The sequence below is a fragment of the Staphylococcus sp. GDY8P119P genome (genome assembly GCF_017892075.1).
Lineage (GTDB): Bacteria > Bacillota > Bacilli > Staphylococcales > Staphylococcaceae > Staphylococcus > Staphylococcus ureilyticus.
The window spans coordinates 28836-53687 of sequence record NZ_JAESKJ010000004.1; the positions used below are offsets into that span (position 1 = coordinate 28836).

At 35.7% G+C, this 24852-nt stretch carries 18 protein-coding genes and 2 pseudogenes; 6 read left to right on the forward strand and 14 right to left on the reverse strand.

Annotation, left to right across the window (positions count from 1 at the left end):
- Positions 1-77 precede the first annotated feature (77 nt).
- Positions 78-1406 (reverse strand): sodium-dependent transporter, encoded by a 1329-nt coding sequence (locus KA830_RS02835; RefSeq protein WP_070038324.1) that lies wholly within the window; start codon positions 1404-1406, stop codon positions 78-80.
- 274 nt (positions 1407-1680) lie between these two features.
- Here KA830_RS02835 and brnQ point away from each other — a divergent pair, with 274 nt between their 5' ends.
- Complete coding sequence (gene brnQ / locus KA830_RS02840) at positions 1681-2985, forward strand: branched-chain amino acid transport system II carrier protein (RefSeq protein WP_046207009.1); 1305 nt, start codon at positions 1681-1683, stop codon at positions 2983-2985.
- Positions 2986-3243: 258 nt separating this feature from the next.
- Positions 3244-3615, forward strand: coding sequence for an iron chaperone (locus KA830_RS02845; protein WP_046207010.1), 372 nt, complete (start codon positions 3244-3246; stop codon positions 3613-3615).
- Positions 3616-3692: 77 nt separating this feature from the next.
- Here the strand turns inward: KA830_RS02845 and KA830_RS02850 are convergent, their stop codons facing one another.
- Entirely contained in the window at positions 3693-4433 is a 741-nt protein-coding gene (locus KA830_RS02850; protein ID WP_046207011.1) for an alpha/beta hydrolase, read from the reverse strand.
- 456 nt (positions 4434-4889) lie between these two features.
- Here KA830_RS02850 and KA830_RS02855 point away from each other — a divergent pair.
- Positions 4890-6118: pseudogene (locus KA830_RS02855) on the forward strand (pyridoxal-phosphate-dependent aminotransferase family protein).
- Between the two features lie 168 nt (positions 6119-6286).
- Here KA830_RS02855 and KA830_RS02860 read toward each other — a convergent pair.
- The 9 genes and pseudogenes from KA830_RS02860 to allC form a co-directional block, all read right to left on the reverse strand.
- On the reverse strand, positions 6287-7495 hold the full coding sequence (locus KA830_RS02860; protein ID WP_046207013.1) for a CynX/NimT family MFS transporter: 1209 nt from the start codon (positions 7493-7495) through the stop codon (positions 6287-6289).
- A 107-nt stretch (positions 7496-7602) separates the two neighbouring features.
- Positions 7603-8550, reverse strand: a complete 948-nt coding sequence (gene arcC, locus KA830_RS02865) for a carbamate kinase (RefSeq protein ID WP_046207014.1) — start codon at positions 8548-8550, stop codon at positions 7603-7605.
- A gap of 13 nt (positions 8551-8563) precedes the next feature.
- The gene (locus tag KA830_RS02870) at positions 8564-9289 is read right to left on the reverse strand and encodes an oxamate carbamoyltransferase subunit AllH family protein (RefSeq protein ID WP_226857804.1); all 726 of its coding nucleotides are present in this window, start codon (positions 9287-9289) and stop codon (positions 8564-8566) included.
- Between the two features lie 41 nt (positions 9290-9330).
- Entirely contained in the window at positions 9331-10596 is a 1266-nt protein-coding gene (locus KA830_RS02875; RefSeq protein WP_064209611.1) for a YlbE family protein, read from the reverse strand.
- A gap of 1 nt (position 10597) precedes the next feature.
- Positions 10598-12358 (reverse strand): acyl-CoA synthetase FdrA, encoded by a 1761-nt coding sequence (locus tag KA830_RS02880; RefSeq protein WP_145381366.1) that lies wholly within the window; start codon positions 12356-12358, stop codon positions 10598-10600.
- A gap of 15 nt (positions 12359-12373) precedes the next feature.
- Positions 12374-13423: an ureidoglycolate dehydrogenase gene (gene allD, locus KA830_RS02885; RefSeq protein WP_046207018.1), complete on the reverse strand. Its 1050-nt coding sequence runs from the start codon at positions 13421-13423 to the stop codon at positions 12374-12376.
- A 156-nt stretch (positions 13424-13579) separates the two neighbouring features.
- Positions 13580-14611 carry an ureidoglycolate dehydrogenase gene (allD, locus tag KA830_RS02890; RefSeq protein ID WP_064209614.1) on the reverse strand — a complete coding sequence of 344 codons (1032 nt, stop codon included), beginning with the start codon at positions 14609-14611 and terminating at the stop codon, positions 13580-13582.
- A 15-nt stretch (positions 14612-14626) separates the two neighbouring features.
- A pseudogene (allE, locus tag KA830_RS02895) lies at positions 14627-15415 on the reverse strand ((S)-ureidoglycine aminohydrolase).
- Between the two features lie 125 nt (positions 15416-15540).
- On the reverse strand, positions 15541-16773 hold the full coding sequence (gene allC / locus KA830_RS02900) for an allantoate deiminase (protein WP_204180405.1): 1233 nt from the start codon (positions 16771-16773) through the stop codon (positions 15541-15543).
- A 174-nt stretch (positions 16774-16947) separates the two neighbouring features.
- Between allC and KA830_RS02905 the strand changes: the two genes are divergently transcribed.
- The 3 genes from KA830_RS02905 (at position 16948) to KA830_RS02915 (ending at position 19901) form a co-directional block, all read left to right on the forward strand.
- Positions 16948-17790, forward strand: coding sequence for an alpha/beta hydrolase (locus KA830_RS02905; RefSeq protein WP_145381363.1), 843 nt, complete (start codon positions 16948-16950; stop codon positions 17788-17790).
- Positions 17790-19040 carry a M20 family metallo-hydrolase gene (locus KA830_RS02910; RefSeq protein ID WP_070038335.1) on the forward strand — a complete coding sequence of 417 codons (1251 nt, stop codon included), beginning with the start codon at positions 17790-17792 and terminating at the stop codon, positions 19038-19040. The genes KA830_RS02905 and KA830_RS02910 overlap by 1 nt, the downstream gene beginning before the upstream one ends.
- Positions 19041-19313: 273 nt before the next feature.
- Positions 19314-19901 carry a histidine phosphatase family protein gene (locus tag KA830_RS02915; protein WP_192946363.1) on the forward strand — a complete coding sequence of 196 codons (588 nt, stop codon included), beginning with the start codon at positions 19314-19316 and terminating at the stop codon, positions 19899-19901.
- Positions 19902-20024: 123 nt separating this feature from the next.
- Here KA830_RS02915 and KA830_RS02920 read toward each other — a convergent pair whose 3' ends face one another.
- The 3 genes from KA830_RS02920 to allW form a co-directional block, all read right to left on the reverse strand.
- Positions 20025-21371 carry an alanine/glycine:cation symporter family protein gene (locus KA830_RS02920; RefSeq protein WP_204180406.1) on the reverse strand — a complete coding sequence of 449 codons (1347 nt, stop codon included), beginning with the start codon at positions 21369-21371 and terminating at the stop codon, positions 20025-20027.
- A gap of 554 nt (positions 21372-21925) precedes the next feature.
- Positions 21926-23287, reverse strand: coding sequence for an allantoinase AllB (gene allB / locus KA830_RS02925; RefSeq protein ID WP_046207026.1), 1362 nt, complete (start codon positions 23285-23287; stop codon positions 21926-21928).
- Positions 23277-24767 (reverse strand): allantoin permease, encoded by a 1491-nt coding sequence (gene allW, locus KA830_RS02930; protein WP_204180407.1) that lies wholly within the window; start codon positions 24765-24767, stop codon positions 23277-23279. The genes allB and allW overlap by 11 nt, the downstream gene beginning before the upstream one ends.
- Positions 24768-24852: the final 85 nt, after the last annotated feature.

Sequence of the window (24852 nt, forward strand, 5' to 3'; positions counted from 1 at the left end):
ATTCAAAAAAGCCCTTTATCAATACTCAATTTTCACATTGATTTGATAAAGGGCTAATAATTAATGTTATTTAATTGCTATAAAAATTGTACGACAAATATTAATATAATAACGACTGGTAAAATAAATTTAATGAGATAATACCAAGGCATAAACAACCTAAATTTATCTTTTCCAAAGTGTTCTTTTAAAGCGTGTTTATCAAGTAATTGTCCTACAACAAGTGTTGTTCCCAACGCACCTATAGGCATTAAAATGTTGGAAACTAAGAAATCCATGTTGTCAAAGATAGTACCTGCTGCAAATTTTACATGACTCAGACTTCCAAAAGATAATGTTGCAGGAATACTTATCATAAAAACAAGTACACTTATATAAAGCGATACAGATTTACGTTTCGAATTATCATTTTTAGTAAAGTTTGACACATTGAGTTCTAGTAACGAAATTGAAGAAGTAAGTGCTGCAAATAAAAATAATATTAAAAAAATAAAATAAAAACCTGAACCATATGCCATCTGATCAAATACTTTTGGTAACACTTTAAATAGTAATCCAGGTCCTTCAGTTGGGCTATAACCGAAAGCTGAAATCGCAGGGAATATTGCTAAACCTGCTAACACAGATACTAGAATGTTCATCGCTACAATAGAAACAGCCGAAGTTTTAATAGTCATTTCTTTAGATGCATAACTAGCATATGTAATCATGCCTGTTGTTCCTAATGACAGTGTAAAAAACGATTGGCCTAGCGCAAATAAAATCCCCTCTATTGAAATATCTTCTAAGCGTGGTTGCAATATATATTTCAATCCTTCGAACGAGCCATCGAGAGTTAGCGATTTAACAACAATAATAATAAGGAAGATAAATAATAACGGCATCATAAATTTAGATGCTTTTTCTAATCCTTTTTCAACTCCCATCATTACAATGAACATCGTCAACAAAATAAATATCCCTTGGCCAGTAACCGTCAACCATGGATTACTTATAATAGATTCAAATTCTATTTGGCTTAATTTACCACCATTAAACGAGCATATTTGAAGTAATACATTAAATATATAAATGATAATCCAACCACCGATGACACTATAAAAACCAAATAAGATAAAAACAGCTAAATTACCATTCCATCCTATAATATTTAACCATTTTCTATTTGTTAATTTTTCATATATTTTAGTAGTATATGTTTTGCCCATTTTTCCCACTGTAAATTCCATCATTAATAATGGCAGTCCTACAAACAGTGTAAATATTAAAAACATTAATAAGAAAGCCCCACCGCCATAAATACCTGCCATATATGGAAATTTCCACATTGCGCCTAGCCCTATCGCAGACCCCGCACTTGCCAATATGAAACCGAGCGATGACTTCCATTGTGATTCATTATGCATCTTTCATACATCCTTTACACCCTATTATTCTTTACTGCGTTAAAGCGTTTATGTAACATAGGAAACTACTATAACATTTTTTTGAATTGAGCTCAATAGTTAATTACTTAAAACACTCGATATCATCACATTTACAAACATGACATTAAAAACTACTTCATTTAACATTTTAGACATTCTAATTTTCTGAAATTTCATTGAATTCATATAACTTTTGTGTTATATTAATGTATGTTTTGCAACAAATAATTTTAAAAATAATAGAGGTATTAAAATGAATAGACTCATACTGATTTCTGGTCTAATGTTATTCTCATTTTTCTTTGGAGCCGGAAATCTAATATTTCCACCTATGTTAGGATATACAGCTCAAGAAAATATGTGGGTTTCAATGATAGGATTTTCAATCACTGGTATTTTATTACCATATTTAACAGTCATCGTCGTAGCTTATATGAACGGTGGCGTTGAAAGTATTGGTAACAAAGTCCATCCGTTATTTGGTACGATTTTTGCAATCTGTATTTATGCATCTATTGGTGCATTATATGGTATACCACGTGCTGCAAATGTCGCTTACGAAATTGGCACAAAAAACGTATTACCTGTACATAATCAATTAACTTTAATTATATTTTCAGCAGTCTTCTTCTTAGTCGTTTACTTGATTGCACTTTATCCAAATCGAATCATAGATAATTTAGGTAAATACCTAACACCTATTTTAATATGCATTATCGCTATTTTATGTATTTTAGTTATTATTAAACCAGAAGGTTCAATTGGTAAAGCTGGTGGCGACTTTGCGCAAACACCACTTGTGTCTGGTGTCTTAGAAGGTTATTTCACAATGGACCTCGTTGCTGCACTCGCTTTTTCAGTAGTCATTGTTCAAAGTTTTAAATTAAATGGTATTAATGAACCAAAGTTATTAGTTAAAAATGTTGTGAAAGCAGGTTTTATTTCTGCCGTGCTGTTATTTATCATTTATTTTGCTTTAGCTTATGTTGGCGCGACAACTGATCAAACAGGCTTAAAAGATGGCACAGATATTTTAACTTTTAACTCATTACGTGTATTTGGGTCTTTAGGAAACTTAATTTTTGGGATAATTGTGATACTAGCTTGTTTAACAACTTGTATTGGACTTGTAAATGCTTGTTCAGCGTTTGCAATGAAAAAATTACCAAAGATTTCTTATAAATTATTTGTACTTATCTTTTCAATATTAGGTTTTACTGTTTCTACTTTAGGATTAGAACTTATTTTGGAAATTGCTGTACCATTACTTACATTTATTTATCCAACATCTATCGTATTAGTGCTTATTTCGTTATTGAGTATCTTCATCTCATTTGAAATGAAATATAGCTTTATCATACCAACAATTGCAACATTGATTATTTCTTTATTACAAATATTAAATGACTTTAATTTAATTAAAATACTTAATGTTGTATATGCGCATTTCCCATTAGCAAATATCCAATTAGCATGGTTGATACCATTTATAGTGTGTCTGCTAATCGGTATTATTATCGATTTCTGCTATGCTAAATCGCAAGCTAAAATGACTTAAGTTAGTGCGCACTATTAACCAGACGGTATGTCAACACATATCCATTCTCATCAATACATCCCTTCAACTATGGGATGTATTTTTTATGTAAAATAGTAAAATTTCAAAAAGGTTTTCGGATTTTTAAAGTTGTTTATACGCATAATTTAGAATTTTCCATTATATTCACTCACCTATAAAATGATATATTTGTATGTAATTGGTATAATACATGTTAGCTATATAATAAAATTTGCTATTTAAGGATTGTGATTGGGTATGACTGAATTTAATGAATTTTTGGAGTCATTAGAAAATGACAAACAAACAGCCACAATGGAAGCTATCTTTAATTGGATTTCTGAGACTTTTCCTGAACTCGAAACAACAGTAAAATGGAATCAACCGATGTTTACGCATCACGGTACGTTTATTATTGCTTTTAGTAAATCTAAACAGCATTTCTCAGTAGCACCTGAAGCAAAAGGAATGGCTGAATTTACTGAACAGATTGCAGAATCTGGATATTCACAAACCAATAATTTATTTCGTATTAAATGGACACAAGACGTTAACTATGAACTATTGCAGTCCATGATTCAATTCAATATCGAAGACAAAGCGAATTGTACTACATTTTGGAGAACTTAATTTTAAACATATTGAAACATAAAAGGATGGCTCTACTCATATTGGGTAGAAACCATCCTTTTTAGTATTTAAATTGTTTATGTATAATCTTCAAAAAACGCTATCACATCTTGCTCTACATCCAAATGACCTTCACCATACGTCATTAAATGTTTACACGTAGGATAACCTTGAATTTCTTTATCCTCATGCTCAATTTGATTATAAATATAATTTGCACTAGCTTCATAAGCCTTTTCATCTTGTTCGCCAAACTTTATAGCAATAGGGACAGAAATTTGATTTAAGTGTGCCATCGCATCATCAACAAGTTTTTTAAATTTATCAAAACCAACGGCATAGTTTTCAATTTGATTCATCTGTTGTTGTATTGCTTCTTGTGACAAACCTACTAAGTTTCCCATGCGTTCTCCATAAAATTCCAGCCTTTTTGCAAGTCCAGCATCGTCTTTACTAAACGGTGTCGACATCACTGCAACAGAAGCAACCTGCTTTTCTTCCGCCAATTTTAAAGACAAAATACCGCCTAATGAGATGCCGCATACACTTATATTTGAATAACCTTGATCTTGCAAATATTGATATCCTTCTAGCGCATCTTGCCACCAATCCTCTGCGTCATAAGCCATCAATGATTCGAGCAATAAGCCATGCCCTTTATAGGAAGGCGCATAACATGTAAAACCAGCTTTATTTAATTTTGTAGCTAATAATTTTACATCTCTAATCGTACCTGTAAATGAATGTAATAACAATATAGCACGTTCAGAAGATTTATTTTCCAAAAATATCGGATTAGGTTCTTTTACATTTATCATCTATTGTCACTCCAACTTTTAACATCCATACACATTGTAATAGAAAATCGTTTACGATACAACGCGTTATGATTAATGAAAATCAAGATTGCTCAAACGACTATCTCTCAAAAAAATACAAGCCACTTCCTTAATGGAAGTAGCTTGCTTCTATGAGGAAGTCTGGAAACATGCCTAAGGCATGCTCACAGCGACCCATAGTGTGTGCATGCTCTTGGCATGCTTATATAGTGTACAATTTTATGTAAGTTCTTTCAAACATTTATAAATACTGAAACTATTGAAATTCATTTTATCTACATGCAAGTATATAGGATAATTTCTATTTATCTTCTTTATTTTTGTAATATTCAGATAAATGATTGTTAAATAATTATCGATTTTGACGAATATAACTCAGCTTTAATAAAGTATAATATATAATGACGGAATTTAAAGGAAAACGAGGTAATAAATATGGATGATTTAAAAATCAACAAAAGATTAATTATGACACCTGGCCCTGTTAGCGTAGACCCCGCGTTTCACAAGCAATGTCAAACTCTATTTTAGGTCAATTTGACTATGAATTTGTAGACATTATGAATCAAACAATGGAACTAATTCGTAAATCTTTTTTAACAAAAAATCAATGGTCATTTCCTATTGATGGCACAAGTCGTGCTGGCTTAGAAGCTGTGATTTCCAGTATTGTTAAACCTGGTGATGATGTCCTAGTTCCAGTCATCGGACGTTTTGGCTATTTATTCGCTGAACTGGTTACGCGTGCTGGTGGTATCGTTCACAGCATTTATAAACCAATGGGAGAGGTATTTGAACAATCAGAAATCATTGAAGCTTTAGATCAATATCAACCAAAAGTACTTGCTATTGTACACGGTGAAACATCGACTGGTAGATTGCAACCAATTGATCAACTTGGTCGAGCATGTAAAGAAAGAGGGATATTTTCTGTTGTTGATGCTGTGGCTACATACCAAGGTATGGTTATTCCAGTAGATGAGTGGGAATTAGATGCAGTCATCGGTGGCGCTCAAAAATGTTTATCTATTCCTTCAGGTATTACCCCAATTACTTTCAACGATAGATTTAGTGATGCCATCAATGCGCGCAAACGTGTAGAACTTGGCATTCGCTCTACTGAAACCACAGAACCAGATCATTTTATCAGAAGTAATTATTTAGATTTAGCACAATTACAAGATTATTGGAGCCCAAAACGTTTAAATCATCATACTGAAGCAACGACTGCAATATATGCACTTCATACTGGTCTAAGATTAGCACTATCTGAAGGACTGGAAGCACGTGCGCAACGGCATGCCTTTCACCAAGAAGGTTTAAAAGCAGCCTTGAAGGCATTAGGACTCGAAATATACGGCAATGAATCGAACGAAATGAAAATGGTTATATGCGTTAATATTCCTGATGGTATAGATGATATAGCATTCAGAGACAGTTTATTAAAAAATTATGGCATAGAAATTGCAGGATCCTTTGGAGAGTTAAAAGGTAAAATATGGAGAATCGGTATCATGGGTTATGCTATCCAAAAACAGAATATCTTAACATTTTTAGCTGCATTTGCAACTCACCTTCTTGCTCAAGGCCTTATCAAAAATCTTGATATAGAAAATGCAATTAAAACACTTATCAATCACTATGATAATAATGCGATATCATAAGATTTCAACACATCATTTGACTATATAAATCAAAAAAGGTACAACTCCAATCCTTAAATGATGCACATCTCAGAAGTTAGATTTTTAGTCCAACTTTAGAGGTGCCCATCAAAAACCATTGGTGTCGTACCTTTTTAATTTTTTCATTATAAATTTAAGTCTTTGCTATTATTCATCTTCTACAACTCTATTTTTAGCTGCAGGATAACCAAAAATAAAGAATAGTAATGACATGAGTAATAATGCAACAATGCCTGATATCCAATTTCCTGTGAAATCATGCAAGTATCCAATTAAAAATGGTCCAATCGCTGCAATTAAGTATCCTACAGATTGACCAAAACCGGATAATGAAATACTACCATCACTCGTCCGTGCACGGATTGAGAAGAATGTCATACATAAACTGAAACATGCTCCCATTGCTAAACCAGCAATAACCATACCAATAACAAGTAACACTAATGATTGTGTAAAGAATAAGCCAAAACCAGTTAAGAATAAAATTGTGATAATAACGACCAATATACGTTGGTCTTTCAATTTAGATGCTATAATTGGAAATGAAAATGTCATAGGTACTTGAGAAAATTGATTGAGCATTAATAAATAACCTGCTGTGGATGGATCTACCCCTCTATCAACTAATATAGATGGCACCCATGCGACAACGGTATAGAATACCATAGATTGGAAGCCCATCGTCAAAGCAACCATCCAAGCTAATTTAGATTTGACAATATTGACTTTCTTACGATGTTTGACTTGTGTTTGATCAATTGTATGTTGTTCTAATTGCGCACCTTGACGTGCTTTAGGAATCCACAAAATAATCGCGATAATACCTAGAATAATCCAAAATGACAGTGACAACCTAAAACCGAGTGATGTTTGTGATAATGGGAAGCTTAACCCGCCACCTAAGCCTGCTGTAAAGTTCATAGTTCCACTATAAATGCCCGTAGCAATGCCGATTTGCATTGGGAAATACCATTTTACATAGCTAGGTAGTACAACGTTACCAAATGCAATTGCTATCCCTAATACTAATGTACCAATAATAAATAAAGTAAAATCACCAGCTACACGTAAATACAATCCAATTATTAGTAATATAGTAGAGTACAGAATTGTACGTGACATTGTGATACGCGACGTTACTCTCGATACTAATGGAGAAACAATCGCAAAAATAATGAGCGGTATAGTAGTTAAGATGCCAGCAACACTGTTATTAATTTCCATTACATGCTTGATCTCATCAACTACAGGCCCTACTGATGTGAGTGGCGCACGTAAGGTAGAAGCAATAAACACAATTGCCAAAATTACGCCCCAATTTTCTTTAATTCTATGTATACGATAGGGTTCAGTCATCTTATACCACCTTTCTTCCAAATCTTTTAATATAATAATACAACGAATCGATCAAATGAAAACCATTTGAACGATTCGCAAGTAATTGTTTCTAAAGAACTCATCCATTATTGTTCAACATTTAATAAAATACGTGTACCTGCTTTACCCTCTAATGCTTCAACTGCATCATCTAATGAACAGATAATCGCTTCTTTACCCATTTCAGCAAATTGAATCGCAGCTTCAATCTTAGGTAACATACTTCCTGCAGGGAATTGCCCTTCGGCAACATAAGTTTTTGCTTGTTCAACTGAAATTGTTGCTAATTTCTTTTCGTTCGGTTTACCAAAGTTCACACAAACATTTGATACATCTGTTAACATCATAAATGTGTCTGCTTCAACTTGTTGCGCAAGTTTTAAACCAGAGCGGTCTTTATCGATAACCGCTTCCACACCTTGAATATTCCCGTTTTCATCACGATAAACTGGTATACCACCGCCACCAGATGAAATAACGATCGCTTGGTCAATCAATGCTTTAATTTGATTGACACCGTGAATCACGAGTGGCTCTGGTGAAGGAACAACACGACGGTAACCTCTACCAGCATCTTCTACCATCACAAAACCATGCGTTTTTTCTAGGCGTTTTGCTTCAATTTCGTCAAAAAATACGCCAATTGGTTTTGTTGGATTATCAAATGCCTTATCATCTTTATCCACTTCTACCATTGTTAATAATGTTACCACATCACTTTGAATATTTAATGCATGTAAATGATTTTTTAAAGATTCTTCCATCATATAACCAATAAATCCTTGTGATTCAGCGTTACATGCATTGATTGGAAGTGGATCTACAACGTCTTTTGCCGCTTCATTTTGTGCAATAATATTACCGACTTGTGGTCCATTACCATGTGTAATGACAACGTTATGTCCAATTTTTTTCAACTCTGCCATTTTTCGTGTAGCAGCAAACACGTTTTTATATTGATTGTCGTATGACGCTTCTTGTTTAGGTTGTAAAATAGCGTTACCGCCTAAAGCAAGTACAACACGCTTACTCATACGTTTCACTCCTTCAAGTTAATGCTACAAACATGCCATATACTGTGTCTCTTCCTGATGACGAACCTACTTTAAGCAGTCGCTCAATATTTGCCAGTGACGGCTCATGTTGTAACTCTGATATTTTCGAACTAAACAACCCTTGCTGTGCGCATTTTAAAAATGTTTCTCCTACTAGTGTTGTTAATGGTTCATCAAGTAGTTGTTTTAACTTTTCTAAATTTGGTTTTCTAATATAAGGATCAGTAAAATGAATGAACAACATACCAGTTAGAATGTCATCACCAGAGGGTGTGAGCCCTTTTCCTCTACCAATTAAGTAGCGATAATAATGTTCTACGGTTTCAACATCTTCATCTTTAAGCGCATGTATGATTCGGCTCATTGTTTGGCGGTCAAAGTCACCTTCTTCATACATCGTAAAATCATATGTCGATATATTCTGCTTGAGTTCATCATTATTTACCTTTTCAGCGAAGTCTTTAAATGGCAATGATGGGACATGCCACACAAGTTGGCACGTTTTACTAATATATATCGTGTTAGGACCTATAGAGATTTGTTGGTTTAAAGCAATCTCTTTTAACAAACTTTGTTTCGTTTGTTGATCTATTAATATGCCGAACGGAAACATGCCATTTTCATCTGTACCTATAAATACCAGTTCTTGCGCATCATTGACAATATTGAATCCTTTGTTAAATATACTATGCACATAAAAGGTTTGATGATTTGCCAATATTTCCTGGGCAATATTGCCTATAGCTGTTGCGTGGAAAATCACGCTTTAAAACCTAATTTCTCAGCATATGCCGTAATTGCTTTTTCGAAACATTCAATCGGTGGGTGAACGGTACCTGCTCCGATTTGACCATAACCTGCAATTTTATGAGCAATACCTGTATTAATAACTGGCGTAATACCAGTTTCAACAACTTTACGTGCATCAATACCTAAGCAAGCACCTTTAAAGTTCCATGTAGGGATGGCAAAGTTTGGATTCTCACCAATACAAATTTCAGTCATTTCATTACTGATATCTAATGCGTCATCAAAGCCCCCAGTACCAACGAATCTAGTTACAGCTGGTGCAGCGATCATTGCCATACCACCAACACCAATCGTTTCAGTAATCGCTGAGTCACCAATATCAGTATTAGCATCTTCAGCAGAGTAACCTGTGAAGAATAGCCCATGTGGTGTATTGACTGGTGCAGTAAACCATTCATCGCCCATACCAGCGATACGAATACCAAAGTTTTCACCGTTACGACACATCGCTGTTACAACTGTACCGTGCTCAATTGTACGTGCTGCATCCATCATAGCTTTACCTGTAGCCATCGCTATGTTCAAGAAGAATTGGTCTGTATCAGCTAAGAATTGTAATACCTCAGTACGTTTTTCTGCTTCAACATCATCTAATGATGAGATGATAGGCGTAACTTCTTTTAAGAAAGCTAATGAAGCTGCAATGTTACGTTGGTGGAATTCATCACCCATTGCAATTGCTTTAGCGATTAATACGTTCACATTTAAACCATCGTTCATTTTGTGTAATGCCTTACTTAATACCGGTCCTAAAACATCTTTCATCCAGTGAAGACGATTGACTACTGTATCATTATAAGCACCGAAACGTAATACTGCGCCGATACCTTCGTTCATTTGGCAATATGCTTCGTTACCTGTTTCTCTGTTTTCCACAACAAGTACAGGCATATTAGCTGATGTAATACCACCCATTGGACCAACTGCATTGACGTGGTGACAAGGGATGAAAGTGATTTGACCTTCTTCTAACAATTTACGTGCGTCTTGTTCATTGTCTGCCCATCCTTCAAAAAGAATTGCACCGACACAAGAACCTTGCATAGGATCAGTCATATTTTCATATTTAATTGGTGGACCAGCATGTAATAATACGTTTTCTTTGAGTTCAGGAATTTTAGATTTAGCTGGCACGACATCCACTAAAAATGGTGCTGCTGCAATCATCTTATCAATGACTGCTTGGTTAGCTTCATCTATTGTTTTATATGCCATTTTATACCGTCTCTCCTTCATAATTGTTTAAGAATTGCAGTACTTTCATTAATTTTTCGTCTCCTCCTGCAATTGGACGCCAGTTGAATTGCACGACTGGTGCATCGCTTGCTTGGATTGCTTCAGTAAAGCTCTTCAATCCAATGTTAATCACGCTTGGTTTCATGTTTATTAAATTCATCACTTTTTCATCGACAGTTAAATCTACAGGTTCTGAATCAAATGATTTCGTTGATAATTTTGGTTGTGCTACGCTGCTGCCAACTAAGTTAAGCGCAGTACGAACCATTTGGTCGTTTGTTTCACAAACAATCGCACCAGCTTCTTTTAAAGTTTTAACTTGATTATCATACCCTTGATGATCATGTTTCGTACCAACAACTGTAGCAAGCACTGCTAATGAACGACCATTAGCTTTAACTTTGTCTAAAATCGTTTTGATTGTCGGTGCAAGTTCGCTAGCCATATCATCATGACTACCATAACCAATAACATTATCTAACATAATTACAGCAGTTGATGGATCATCAGATGATGTTTCTAACATTTCAATGCGTTTCGATGGATCAATCATTGGATGTGGTCTACCTTGTGTATAAATGTCATCGCCTAAGTCGATAATTTCATGGTTTCCACCTTTATATGAGAATCCTTCTGGTGTTACTTCACCTGAAGCGTCGCCTAAAGTATCCTTCACTAACATTGCTGCTTCTGAAGCTAAAGTACCACCTGAATAATATCCTTTGATGCCGTCTTGATTGTCAGCAAATTTAATACCAAGATTTTCCTTAAAAGTTGGGTTAAATTGCGGCGTTTCATCATTAGATAGTTGGACAGATACGCGTGCCGCTTCTTCTAAAGTATATGCATGATAGATATTTTCTTCTGTGTAAGTTGGTTTAGAACCTAAGAATAAGGTAACCACAGGTTTTTCAATATTACGTAGAAGATTTAATACTTTTTCTTCGACTTCTTTAGCTGGTGGTTTAGATATAACAGTAATGACTTTAACTTTAGGATCGGCATTTAATGCTTTTATACTATCTAACATCGTAATCGCACCAACCTCAGTTGATAAGTCACGACCGCCAGTACCGATTGCATTTGTCACACCTTTGCCTTCACGGTCAATGATAGTAGTCACTTCTTGGATACCTGTACCAGAAGCACCGATAACACCAATGTCACCTTCGTTCACTGTGTTAGTAAATGCAAGTGGTAGGCTATGGATTATCCCTGTACCACAGTCAGGCCCCATCACTAATAATCCTTTTTCATGCGCCATTTGTTTTAAGCGCACTTCGTCAGCTTTTGCAACGTTATCACTAAACATAAATACATTTAAATTGTTTTTCAAAGCAGTTTCAGCTTCCATCGCTGCATATTGACCAGGAATTGAAATTAATGCCAAGTTTGGATTGTTTGCTAATTCTAAAGCACGGTTCCAGTTTGAAGCTTCGTCTTGCTTTTTAGACTTGTCATCCTCTTCACCTTTACCTTTGAGTTCTGCATCAACTTGTTCATTAACTTCATCAACTTTAGATTCATCATCAGTATCTACGATCACAACGATGTCATTAGGTTTTGCATTATCTAATGCTTCAGTGTCAAATCCTGATGATTTGAAAATATCCTTATTGGCAGGCGTGCCCATCATAATTGAAACTTGGTTCACACCATCAATAGCAGACAATTTATTCGATAACAACATTAATACAATCGAATCTTGGTACGTGTTTTCTTTAATTATTGTGTATAACATACTATTCCTCCGTTATTATTCTGCAAATCTATTTTTTCCATGATAACGATCAAAGTGTACATCCTCTGACACTAAGTAATCGTAAATTTCATCAACTATTTCAATGCCTTTTTCATCGTATTTTTCACTACGTAAGCGTCCACGTTCACCTGGATAGAATATTTCTCCATATCCTTCAGCAGCTGGTTGCGCTTTTAGTTCATCTAACATCGTTGAAATACGTGATTTAAATTGATCTAAGTCAGTAAAAAATGCAGGGTTAATGACGATGTGTAATTGTCCTAGGTCACGACCTTTAGTTAAGTCTTTGTACATAGATGAAACATGAACACCATGTGGCACACCTAACAGGCTTCCAGACAAGATATCTACCATCATCATCAAACCATAACCTTTTGGACCTGCCACTGGAACTAGTGCATGAACATCTCTTGCATTTGTTGTTGGCTCGCCGTTAGCATCTACTGCCCAAGTATCTGGAATAGATTGATGTTTGGCTCTAGCATCGAGCACTTTGCCCCATGCTTGTACTGTTGTCGCCATATCAAATGTAATAATTCTCTCATCATTAGACGGCGCACTAAATGCAATTGGATTTGTACCAAAATAAGGTTCTGTACCACCAAACGGTACGACCATTGGATCAGATTGACACATACTTAAACCAACCATGTTTGCTTTAGATGCCATTTCCACAAAGTAACCTAAGGCACCACTATGAGAGATATGTTTCACACCAACAACTGCGACACCATTTTCTTTTGCCATTGCAATTGCTTTTTCCATCGCTTGTTTCGCAGCTTGATGTCCAGGGCCATTATCCCCTTCAAAAACACCTGTCGAAGGACCTGTTTGCTCAAATTGATACTCAGGGTTAGCAGTAATACCTCCCTTAGCAATACGTTCCGCATAATATTCCACTCTGACTGCACCATGAGAATGAATACCTCTATGGTCTGCAAAAGTCAAAACATCAGCGACATCCTTTGCAGCATCTTCATTTAATCCTGCTTTAACTAGTTTATTTTTCATTAAATCAAATAAATCATTTTTAGAAACACGCATATTACAACCTCCTTATTACTATTATTGTGTTATATTTCATTAAAATTTGTGTTTTCAAGCAGTAAAAAAAGAAGTTACTAAAGACGCACCATGCTAAATGTCATAAGTCACCATTTATTACATTAAATTATCTCGTTCACTTCTTTTTATTACTTCCTAATATATGTCATCAGATATTAAATAATCATAAATTTCTTGCGGAACTGGAATACCTCGCTCTGCATATTGTTTTTTAACTTCTTCTTGAATCTCACCTGGATAATACACTTGATCAAAACCTTTAGCAGGTTTAACGTCATGCAACTCATCTACCATGTCAGAAACCTGTGTTAAAAACTGTGTTTCATCACCAAAATATGCTGGATTAATTACGATATGAAATTGTCCTAATCTACGATATTGACTTAAATCTTCATACATTGAAGTGACATGCTTACCAAACGGTAAACCTAACAAGCTACCTGCTAATATGTCTACCATCATCATCAAACCGTAACCTTTTGGTCCGGCAACAGGTAATAACGCAGCTACTTCAAAAGGATCTGCAGTAGGTTCACCATGTTTGTCCACTGCCCATGTATCAGGTATTGATTTGTTTTTTGAGCGTGCGTCTAATATTTTCCCCCACGCTTGTACCGTTGTTGCCATATCAAACAATATAGGATCACCACTTTTTCGTGGTGACGCAAAAGCGATTGGATTCGTACCAAAATAAGATTCTGTACCACCAAATGGTACGACCATTGGGTCAGATTGGCATACGGTTAATGCAACCATACCTTGTTTTGCAGCTTGTTCTGCAAAATAGCCAATGGCACCACTATGCCCCATCTCTTGAATACCTACCATGCCGATACCACTGGATTTTGCTAAATTGATCGCTTCTTCCATCGCTTGATATGCAACATAATGGCCAACAGCATTATCGCCGAAGTATGTGCCTGCTGAAGGACCCGTCTTCGTAAATTTCAAATCTGGTTCCAAATTAAAACCTTTTTTAGCAATTCGTTCTGCATAATACTGCATTCGAACTGAGCCATGTGAATGAATGCCTCGTTCGTCAGCAAATATCATCAGATCTGCTGTTTTTTCAGCTTGCGCGTCAGGTAAACCTGCGTGTGTTAATTTCTCTTTAAATAATTGGCGTAGTTTACCACGTTCGACGTATATTAATGCTCCCTCTTCCATGACTAACAACCTTCCTTAAATTTCTATATCTCTATTTGCATCCTTGGAATAGATGTAAGCGAATGGTTCGTCTAAACCAACAGCATAAGTTGCTTGTGGTGCATAAGCACCCATAAAGATATAATCACCTTTATCAACTGGTTGCTATTCGTTGTCTAAGTTGTACATACCACGTCCACTTAATACATAAGCCCCATGTTCTTGAACGTGTGTTTCAATATAACCGTGTGAAGCACCTGGTTTAAATGACAAGATGTGAATATTCATATCATATGCTAATTCTTTTGGTAGCAAATCAAGAATTTTAACTTCTTCCATGCCTTCATATGGCTCTTGAACCATATCATTAACGTTTCCAGTTACAACTTCTGGCGTATAACCTTCTAAAGGTTGATAACGTTTTTTATATAAGAATACTCGGCTGTCATTATTTTGATTGCTATTTTCAAATGTCATTACTTGATGAGATGGTACATATAAATAACCACCTGCACTCAACTCATATTTTTTATCATCTGCATACGCGTTGATGTTTCCATATTCAACATAGATGAATGTTTGAACACCATTTCCACCAAATCCTTGTCTATTTCCACCTTGATTTTTCAATGTTACGAGGTAGTCTACGAAACGCGCACCAAGTCTTGGTGAACCTAAAATCGTTACGTCACAATCTTCAAAACCAGGTACAACATTATTTACTAAACCATCTGGTGTGATGACTGCATAGTTATCTTTTTTAATTACTGAACGTGTTTCTAATAAACCTTCTCTATATCCTTGATTATGATTAATATAACCCATAAATAAAATGCTCCTTTTCTTTATCTGTATTTAAAATCTTTTTTGCTTTTCTCTATAAAAAGTTTGTTGAACCATGTTTATTTATATAGCCCAATGATGTTGTTCTAGGTGTCTATGACTAAGTATTATTCTTTATAAGCAAGTTTATATAATACTTGTTTTAACACTTCGATACCTTTAACTAAATCTTCTACATTTGTCTCTTCTTCAACGTTGTGACTCACACCATTAATAGATGGTACAAACAACATTGATGTTGGCACATATTTAGCAAAAATTTGAGAATCGTGACCTGCACCAGAAGGCATTAATTTCCACTTTGATTCACCCACTACTGTTTCAGCAGCATTTTGAACTTCTTTAACCAAGCGTTCATCCATCAAAGTCGGTGCTTCATCCATCCATAAATCGATGTCGCATTGCACGCCTTCTTCTTCAGATACACGTTTAATACATGCATCAATTTCTTCTGCAAATTGATTTAACTCATCTTGATTAATATGACGACAATCAATAGAGAACGTAACTTCTCCTGGAACCACATTAACTGTATTCGGCACTGGGTCTACACGACCAAATGTAATGACTAATGGATCCCCTATTTCTCGCGCACGATCTGTTAATTGATTAGCAATTTTGCTGAAAGCTACAACTGCGTCATTTCTCAAGCCCATCGGTGTCGTACCTGCATGGTTTGCTTCACCTTTTAATTTAATCGTATAACGTTTTTGACCAACGATGCCGTTAACGACACCAATTGATTTATTTTCCGTCTCTAATACTTTACCTTGTTCAATATGCACTTCGATAAATGATTTTATGTAACTATAATCATTATCTGCTGTTCGATAATCAAAGCCACATTCACGCATCGCTTCTTTAAAAGCAACACCTTCACCATCAGCAATTGAATCTACATCAGCTTTATCAGCTAAGTTGAAGAAGTTTTTACTTCCCCAGAAAGCAAATGGGAAACGACTACCTTCCTCTTCCGCTAAAGCTAAAATTTCTAATGAACGTAATGGTTGGCCATATTCGGCTTTAAGTGACTGCATCGCAACAACAGCAGCTAACACACCAAATTGACCATCTAAATGACCACCTTCAACAACTGTGTCAATGTGAGAACCGGACATAATTGTTTCTTCAGGGTATTTACTACCTTCAATACGTCCTTTTAAGTTGCCGATGCTATCGAATTCTGTTTCAAATCCATCTTTTTCTAGTGTTTCTTTCAATGCTTGTACAGCATTTGACCATTCTTTAGAATAAAGTAGACGCGTGATGCCTCCACCAGTCAAACCGCCAAACGCAGTGAATTTTTTGTCTAGAGCCTCAAAAGAAGATCGGATGTCCATGTAATTCAACTCCTTTTTCATTTCACATACAATTATAAGCGTTTACATATGACTTATCATTCACAATTCTAACAATAATGTTCTTTACTTTTATTCGATTTATACAAATACGTCGTGTTTTTTATTTGAGATAATATATTTAGCAAAATATATCTAATAGGAGGCTAGGTCAATTTGACTCAACAAAAAGCTACTTGTCTATCAAAGGATGGTTTTCCATTACCTTATTCCATCATAGCAGCTAAAAACCAAAGCCCTAAAGGCGTCATTATGTACTTTCATGGTGGCGGACTCATTTTTGGACAACCAAACGATTTACCGCAAGCGTATATAGATATTTTATCCGAATCCTATCACTTAATAATGGTTTCCTATCGACTTGCCCCAGAAAGTCATATTGATACGATTATTGAAGATGCACTGAGTAACTACGATCATTTAAAATCACTTTATCCTTCGTTGCCACTGATTACCTTCGGACGTTCAGCCGGTGCATTTTTAGCTATGCTTGTCGCACGTCATCGTAAAGTTGATAGTATCATTGATTTCTATGGTTACTCGCGTGTACATGTGCCTGCCTTTTTGAAGCCAAATAAACAATATCAAGCGCTATCTACACAAATTACACCGAAAATATTAAATCAATTGATTCAATCTAAACCATTAACATCTGCGCCGTTGCAAACAAGATATCCAATTTACTTATATGTTCGTGGTCAAGCACGTTGGATGTCCTATTTAGGGATTCAATCATCTACACAAAGTACTTATAATATCACACCACAAGAAATGAAAAACTTCCCTCCTATGTTCATTGTACACTGTACAGGAGATCCTGATGTACCTTATAGTGAAAGTGAATATATAGCTAGATTAATTGAAACGAGTCACTTTGAACGTTTAGACCTAGACAGCCATGATTTTGATCGTGAAGTTAACTCAACGAGTAAAGCAGTATATGAACGAGTTATTCAATTTTTGAATCAAATTAAACTGAATATCGAAGGGGATAAATGATGAACTTACAAAATGTAATAGAAAATTTTCAAACATTTAATAATTTTGCTCGCAACCCCAAAAACGGGGGGATTAACCGCATTGCTTTTAGTCATCCAGAACGTGTCGCAGCCTTAAAATTTTCAATGTTATGTCAAAAGGCAGGTTTAGATGTTTACTTTGATTTCTTTGGTAATGTTATTGCACGTAGAGAAGGAAAGCATCCTTCTTTAAAACCAATTGTACTAGGCTCACATATCGATACTGTAAAGGATGGCGGCCAATATGACGGTCTATTAGGTGTGCTTGGTGCACTGGAAGTAGTCGAACATTTAAACGCGCATCATATAGAAACGGATCATCCCATTATAATTATTGCATTTGCTTGCGAAGAATCTACACGTTTCAACGAAGCAACTTTAGGAAGTAAATACCTTACTGGTAAAATGACAAAAGATGATATGAAATTTATCAAAGATAACGATGGCAACGTACTTTACGATATTGTTGCACCTTTAGCGCAAGATATGAACGGTAAAGCAGCATTATTTGAAAGAAACAAAATCAAAGCATTTTTAGAATTACATATTGAACAAGGTCCAATTCTTGAAAATAATCAAAAAGATATTGGCATCGTCACACACATTGCTGCACCACACCGCTTCAAGTTACAAATAGCTGGTATTACTAGCCACTCAGGATCAACACCTATGCCGATGCGTACAGACGCATTGACTACTGCTGCTGAAGTCATTTTAAAAATCGAAGCCTTAGGTCAGGCTTATCATGATAAGGGGATAGTAACGACTGTGGGGTATGCCAACGTTTATCCTAATACAATGAATGCAATTCCTGGTGAAGTCACACTACTCATCGATATTCGAGGAAAAGATGAAGATATTCGAGAAAAAGTTGTCGAAGAGATGAAAACGCACATCGAAACCATTACCACAAAACGTCAAGCAGATTATGAATTAGAAGATTTAGGTCAGGATCAACCTCGACAATTTAATCAAGCGATTGCTAAGATTTCTGAAGACGGTTGTAAGGCACTAGCATATCAATATCGCTATATGTATAGTGGTGCTGGTCATGATGCGATGAATTTCGCACCCATTTGTCCTACAAGTATGATTTTTATTCCATGTAAAAATGGCATTAGTCATTCGCCAAAAGAGTCTGTAACTGATAGCCAAATCGAAAAAGGTATTAATGTGATGATTGCAACAACGATCGAATTAGCAAAAGTTGACACAGTACTGGAAACTTAATGCACATTAGTCTTTTGACCTATCAATCGCAATATGATATACAATCTTTCAGCATAATCACACCAATCATGATCATGCATCATTTCATAAACACAGGGTTCTTGAAACCAACGCCTGTTGATATGTGTTTCACCATCTAACACAAGCAAACGTGTTATGATTATTTATAATAAGTGGAAATTTAATTCGTGTTATACCATAATAAATAGAAAAATCGTTAATAATATCAAAGAGATACTGCTTAAAACACATCAAGGTAAAGGTTGATTTATAATGACAAAAATATGTTTTATTAGACATGGAGAAACAGATTGGAATATTGCTGGTAAATTACAGGGCAGAACAGACATCCCATTGAATGAATCAGGCATAAAACAAGCGCAAGCTTGTGGCACTTCCTTACTTCAAAATGAATGGGACCTCATGATTACGAGCCCATTACTAAGAGCTAAAGAAACTGGACAAATTATTCAACAAAAGTTAAACATACCGCTTTATGAAAAGGAATCATTTATTGAAGTTGCATTTGGAGATGCAGAAGGCCTTACTTATTACGAACGAGATGCGCGTTTTCCGAATCGTGAATATCCAAACAAAGAAACTGAAGCAATGGTTACCGAACGTTTTTTAAAGGGGATTCAGACCGTACATCAAGATCACACAAATAAAAATATTTTAATTATCTCTCATGGCGCCTTTATTAATGCTATATTCTATTATTTTTCTAATGGAGCAATCGGCACTGGTATTACTAGACTTGCTAATGGTAGTTTCAGTACATTAGAAATTAACGACAATAACACGCACATCCTAGACTATAATACGACACATCATTTACCAGTTCAGAGCCCGAAATCATAAATATCATCAACAATTAAAAGTACCATAACACTCATTCATGATGCATCGTACTAAAAGTTAAAGCCAATATTTCCTTTTAGTAATGACAAGTATGAGGTTTGGTACTTTTTATATTAATAAGGTTTATTTATAATTTTTAAAGAAATCAGTGGTTAACGATTTCACTTTGGGCGATAACATTATCACTGCGATAACGTTTGGAATCAATACGGCTGCAAGTGCCAAATCAAGCAAGTCCCACAATTGTTGTGCAGCACCTAACGCACCTACGATCATCGAAAGCACATATATTGTTTTCATCACCCAACCTGCCGTAAGTCCAAATAAAAATTCTGCCATTCTTGATCCATAAAAAATAACTACTACAACGGTTGAAAATACGAAGAACATCATCGAAATAGATACCATCATACTTCCAAATTGACCAAAAGTATTTTCAAATGCTCTGGCAGTTAACGCTGCAGACTGTGCTTTCGCATCACTCGCTTTCCAAACACCTGAAACTAAAACAACAAAACCAGTGGTACTACAAATGATTAACGTGTCTACCACAATTTCACTGATACCCCAGAAAGCTTGTCGAACTGGGTGGTCCGTTTTTGCAGCTGCATGCGCAATTGACGATGTACCAAGACCAGCTTCATTAGAATAAATCCCTCTCGCAAAGCCCCAACGAATTGTAGTAGCTAATGCTGCACCAAATGTACCTCCTACAGCTGCCGTAGGATTAAATGCCTGTTCTATCACTAACCAAATAACATTAGGGACATGACTAATATTCATTAAAATGATTAAAAAACCAAAAAAACAGTAAAGCCCAACCATGATTGGTACAATTTTTTCAGCAAACGAAGCAATACGTTTCACACCGCCAAAAACGACGAGTGCAGCAAGAACTGCTAATATAACACCAGAAACCGCCATAGGCACATTAAATGTATCCTTCATCGTGCTCGCCGCAGAATGACCTTGAACCATAATACTTGGAACAATTTCAATCATCAGCGCAAAGGCAAATATCAACGAAAAAATTGTGCCTAACTTCTTGTTTTTAAAGCCTTTTTTCATGTAATAAGTCGGACCGCCCACAAACTCACCTTTTTTATTTTGCTCACGATAGTGGACACCTAAGACATTCTCACTAAATTTTAAAGCCATGCCTAAAAAAGCGATAACCATCATCCAAAATACCGCACCAGGCCCACCCATCATTATCGCAGTAGGTACACCCACGATATTAGCTGCACCTACAGTTGAAGATAAGGCGGAAGTTAAAGCCTGACGTGGTGTAATTGTTCCTTCCCCTCTAGGTCTTTTATTAACACTCCCAAATGTTTGTTTGAGCATATAGAAAAAATGCCTAAATTGAATAAAATTTAAATAGACTGTCAAAAATACACTTGCAAACAAAAGCAGGAGTACAAGTGGATAACCCCATAACCAATCCGAAAAAGAAATTAATTTTTCCAAATATTACAACCCCTTTGCTTTAAAGCACCTCACCATACGTTGTGATCAAAGTAATATGACTTTAAGCTCCAATCACTTTAAAAGCGATATATGTAGATACTTAAAAATGTAATATGTAATATTATTCCCTAGAGTCGTTCACTCAAACCGAGTTCAGAGCTTGTGAAAACAAAAAATAGTCCCGTTAATAAATGGATCAGTTTTTGTTTCTTTACAGTATTAACAAATTTCAAATCTTCAGCTCTACCCTAAATATCAATGGTCTGCTACATTTACTTCTATTTCTTTGAATCACTTGTCTCACTGATTTGATTGATATATTGTAATCATTTTGAGTGATATTGGCAGTGGTTTATACCTACTCCTGTGGTAACCACACTAGCGAAAGACTACAGCTAAGGTAGTGTCCCTAGAAAGCGCGCATAAAAAAACTGCCAACAAAGTCAGAGACTTTGTCGACAGTATGGACCAATCCATTTAGTAAACGGATTAATCCTTGTTGAACTTGATTTTAATATTCCAACATCCTTAACTTCAAGCTTTTCAAGAAACTTTTAGATAAAACGTCCAATACGTTTGTCTGAAATACCTGCTTCATCACTATAAATTTCTTGTCCTCTTAAAATTGTACGTGTGACTTGAGCACCAATTTCACGACCGATATATGGACTCATTTTGTTACGATAAGCTAAATCTTCAGCTTGTAATGTATAAGGTGCGTCTGGTTTAATAAATACGAAGTCAGCATCTTTACCGATTGCAATACTACCTTTTGTATCTAAACCAAAGCGTTTTGCTGGTGCTGTCGCAATAATATCAGCAAATTTTGTTAATGGCATTTGACGTTTTTGAACACCTTCGTCGAATAAAATGTCTACGTTGTTTTGTAATCCAGCAATACCACCCCATGCTTCAAATGCATTGTCAGTATCTTTTAAGTCTGGCGTACAAGGTGAATGGTCAGATGTTACAAAACTAATATCACCGTTTAATACGCGGTTCCACATTCCCTCTAAACGAGATTGCTCACGGATTGGTGGAGAACATTTAACAACTGGTCCAATGTCATCTAATTCTTCTTTATAGAAGTACAAGTAGTGTGTACATGTCTCACAAGTAATGTCTACACCTTCTTGCTGTGCTTTGATGACTTCATCAACGCCTTCTTCACAAGCAACGTGTACAATGTGCACACGACAGCCCGTTTCCTTAGCAAATAAAATAATTTTACGAATTGGTTCAACTTCTGTAAATACCGGACGACTATCCACGTAAGCACTTAATGTCGTTTCACCATTTTCTTTTGCGATCTCACCTAATCGATCAGTGATTGCCGCATTTTCAGAATGAATTGATAAAATTTTGCCAGTCTTAGCAATTTGCTTCATACCTTCATATAATGAATAATCATCAACATTTTCAAAGTCACCCTCAATAGAACGGTCACCACATGTTGCTAAGAAAGCTTTATAAGCCACAACACCTGCTTCATCTAATTCTTGAATACCACCGTTTAAGTTATATGGTACTAAACCACCATAACTTGCAACATCCACTGATAATTCATCTTTTCCAGCATCAAATTTTGCTTGGATAGACGCTTTGTCAGTTGTAGCTGGAACTTGGTTTAATGGCATTTCCACAAATGAAGTCACGCCACCTTTAGCAGCAGCATTTGTCCCTGTAACATATCCTTCCCAACCATCACGATAGCCACCGCCTGGCTCAGTTATATGCACATGCGCATCCACCATACCAGGTGAAACAATTTGATTTTGTGCGTCAATAACTTGTTCAGCTTCTCCCAATGCTTGACCAATAGCGACAATTTTACCGTCTTTAACACCGACTTCAACTTGTTGCTCTCCGTCTTCTAAAATGACTAAACCATTCTTAATAATCAAATCATACTTCATTATAATCTGCTCCTCCTTTTTTTCTTCTTTCTGCATGGAATACATAATGTAAAATTAAGTAAACACCACCGGCAATGACAAAGCCTATAAACCAAGAAAAGTCTGATATCACTGTAAATGCTGGTAAAAATCCTAATAGTGAAATGATGACACCAGCAACCGTTCCGACGTATGCAGAAATATTAATACGTGGTATTTTGTGCTCTTTTTCTTTCAAATCAAAATACAACTTATCTATATCAATGTGACATTTAGACACAATATAGAAATGAACAATCATAACACCTGCTACCGGACCAAGAATAGCACCTATCGCGTTTAGGAATAAGAAAATACTATCTTCCTCTTCCATCATCTTCCACGGCATAATGACTATACTCAATACCGAGGCAATAATTACACCACGACGATAGTAAATCCATTTTGGTAAAAGTGCAGTGAGTTGATATGCTGCTGGGATGATATTACTCGTCGCATTTGTTGAAATCGTCGTCATCAATAGCACACCAGTAGATATCAGAATCGCCCAGAAGTTGCTCCATTCATTAATAATTGTTAGGATATTCCATTCTTGATGTCCAAGATAAATCGAGCCACCAATAATGATGAACACACTAGCAATCGCGAATAAAATGTGGGCAACTACAATACCTGAAATTTGACCAACCACTTGTGTTTTAGTAGATTTTGCATTTTGCGTAAAATCAGAAACACTTGCACCAGGTCCTGCCCACACACCTAATAGCGAGTTGATAATTAAAATAAAGGATAAAATCGCTGGGTAAATGATACCACTAGATTTTGTAGAAATTTCATAATCTAAAATATTTCCAACGCCACCAGCAGCCATAACGCCCCAGATAGCCATACCACCAAAGACAATATAAATAAGTGGATTTAATATAGCTGTGAATTTATTTAAAATATCTCCTCCACCAAATCCAATTGCAAAACTAATAGCCCAAAATATTAAAAATGCAATGAGACCTGGAACAGAAATACCAAGTATCGATATGCCTTGTCCAATATCCGCAAAACCAGGGAATATTTTATTTAATAGTATTAATAGTGCTTGTGACCCCGCAAACGTTTGTAGACCAAACCAAGCGATACCTGCGACAACGCCACGTAGGATACCAGGTAACTTCGCGCCTACATCACCATATGTATGACGTAAATGCATAGCAAATGGAATACCGTATTTAGAACCAGCATAACCATTACTAACTAATAATAAAGCGATTACAAAAGAACTTAATATTAATGCAAATATGACTTGTAATGGCGATAGTCCTAATAATAAGAATCCCCCAACTGCAGTATAGTTAGGTATATTATGGACAGCACCCATCCATAGTGTGAAAAAGTTAAATGCGGAGTTATTTCTTTGTGTCGGTGTCTTAGGCATTATATCTTTATTATAACCGCGCTTCTCGAAAACCGCTTGTGATAATGCCGCATTGTTCTCCTGTCTTCCCATTCTATTTTTATCTCCTTTACTTTAACAAGCTAATAACTAGTTGTATAATCTTCAGTTATAAGTGTAGTACGAGTGTAAGCGTTTT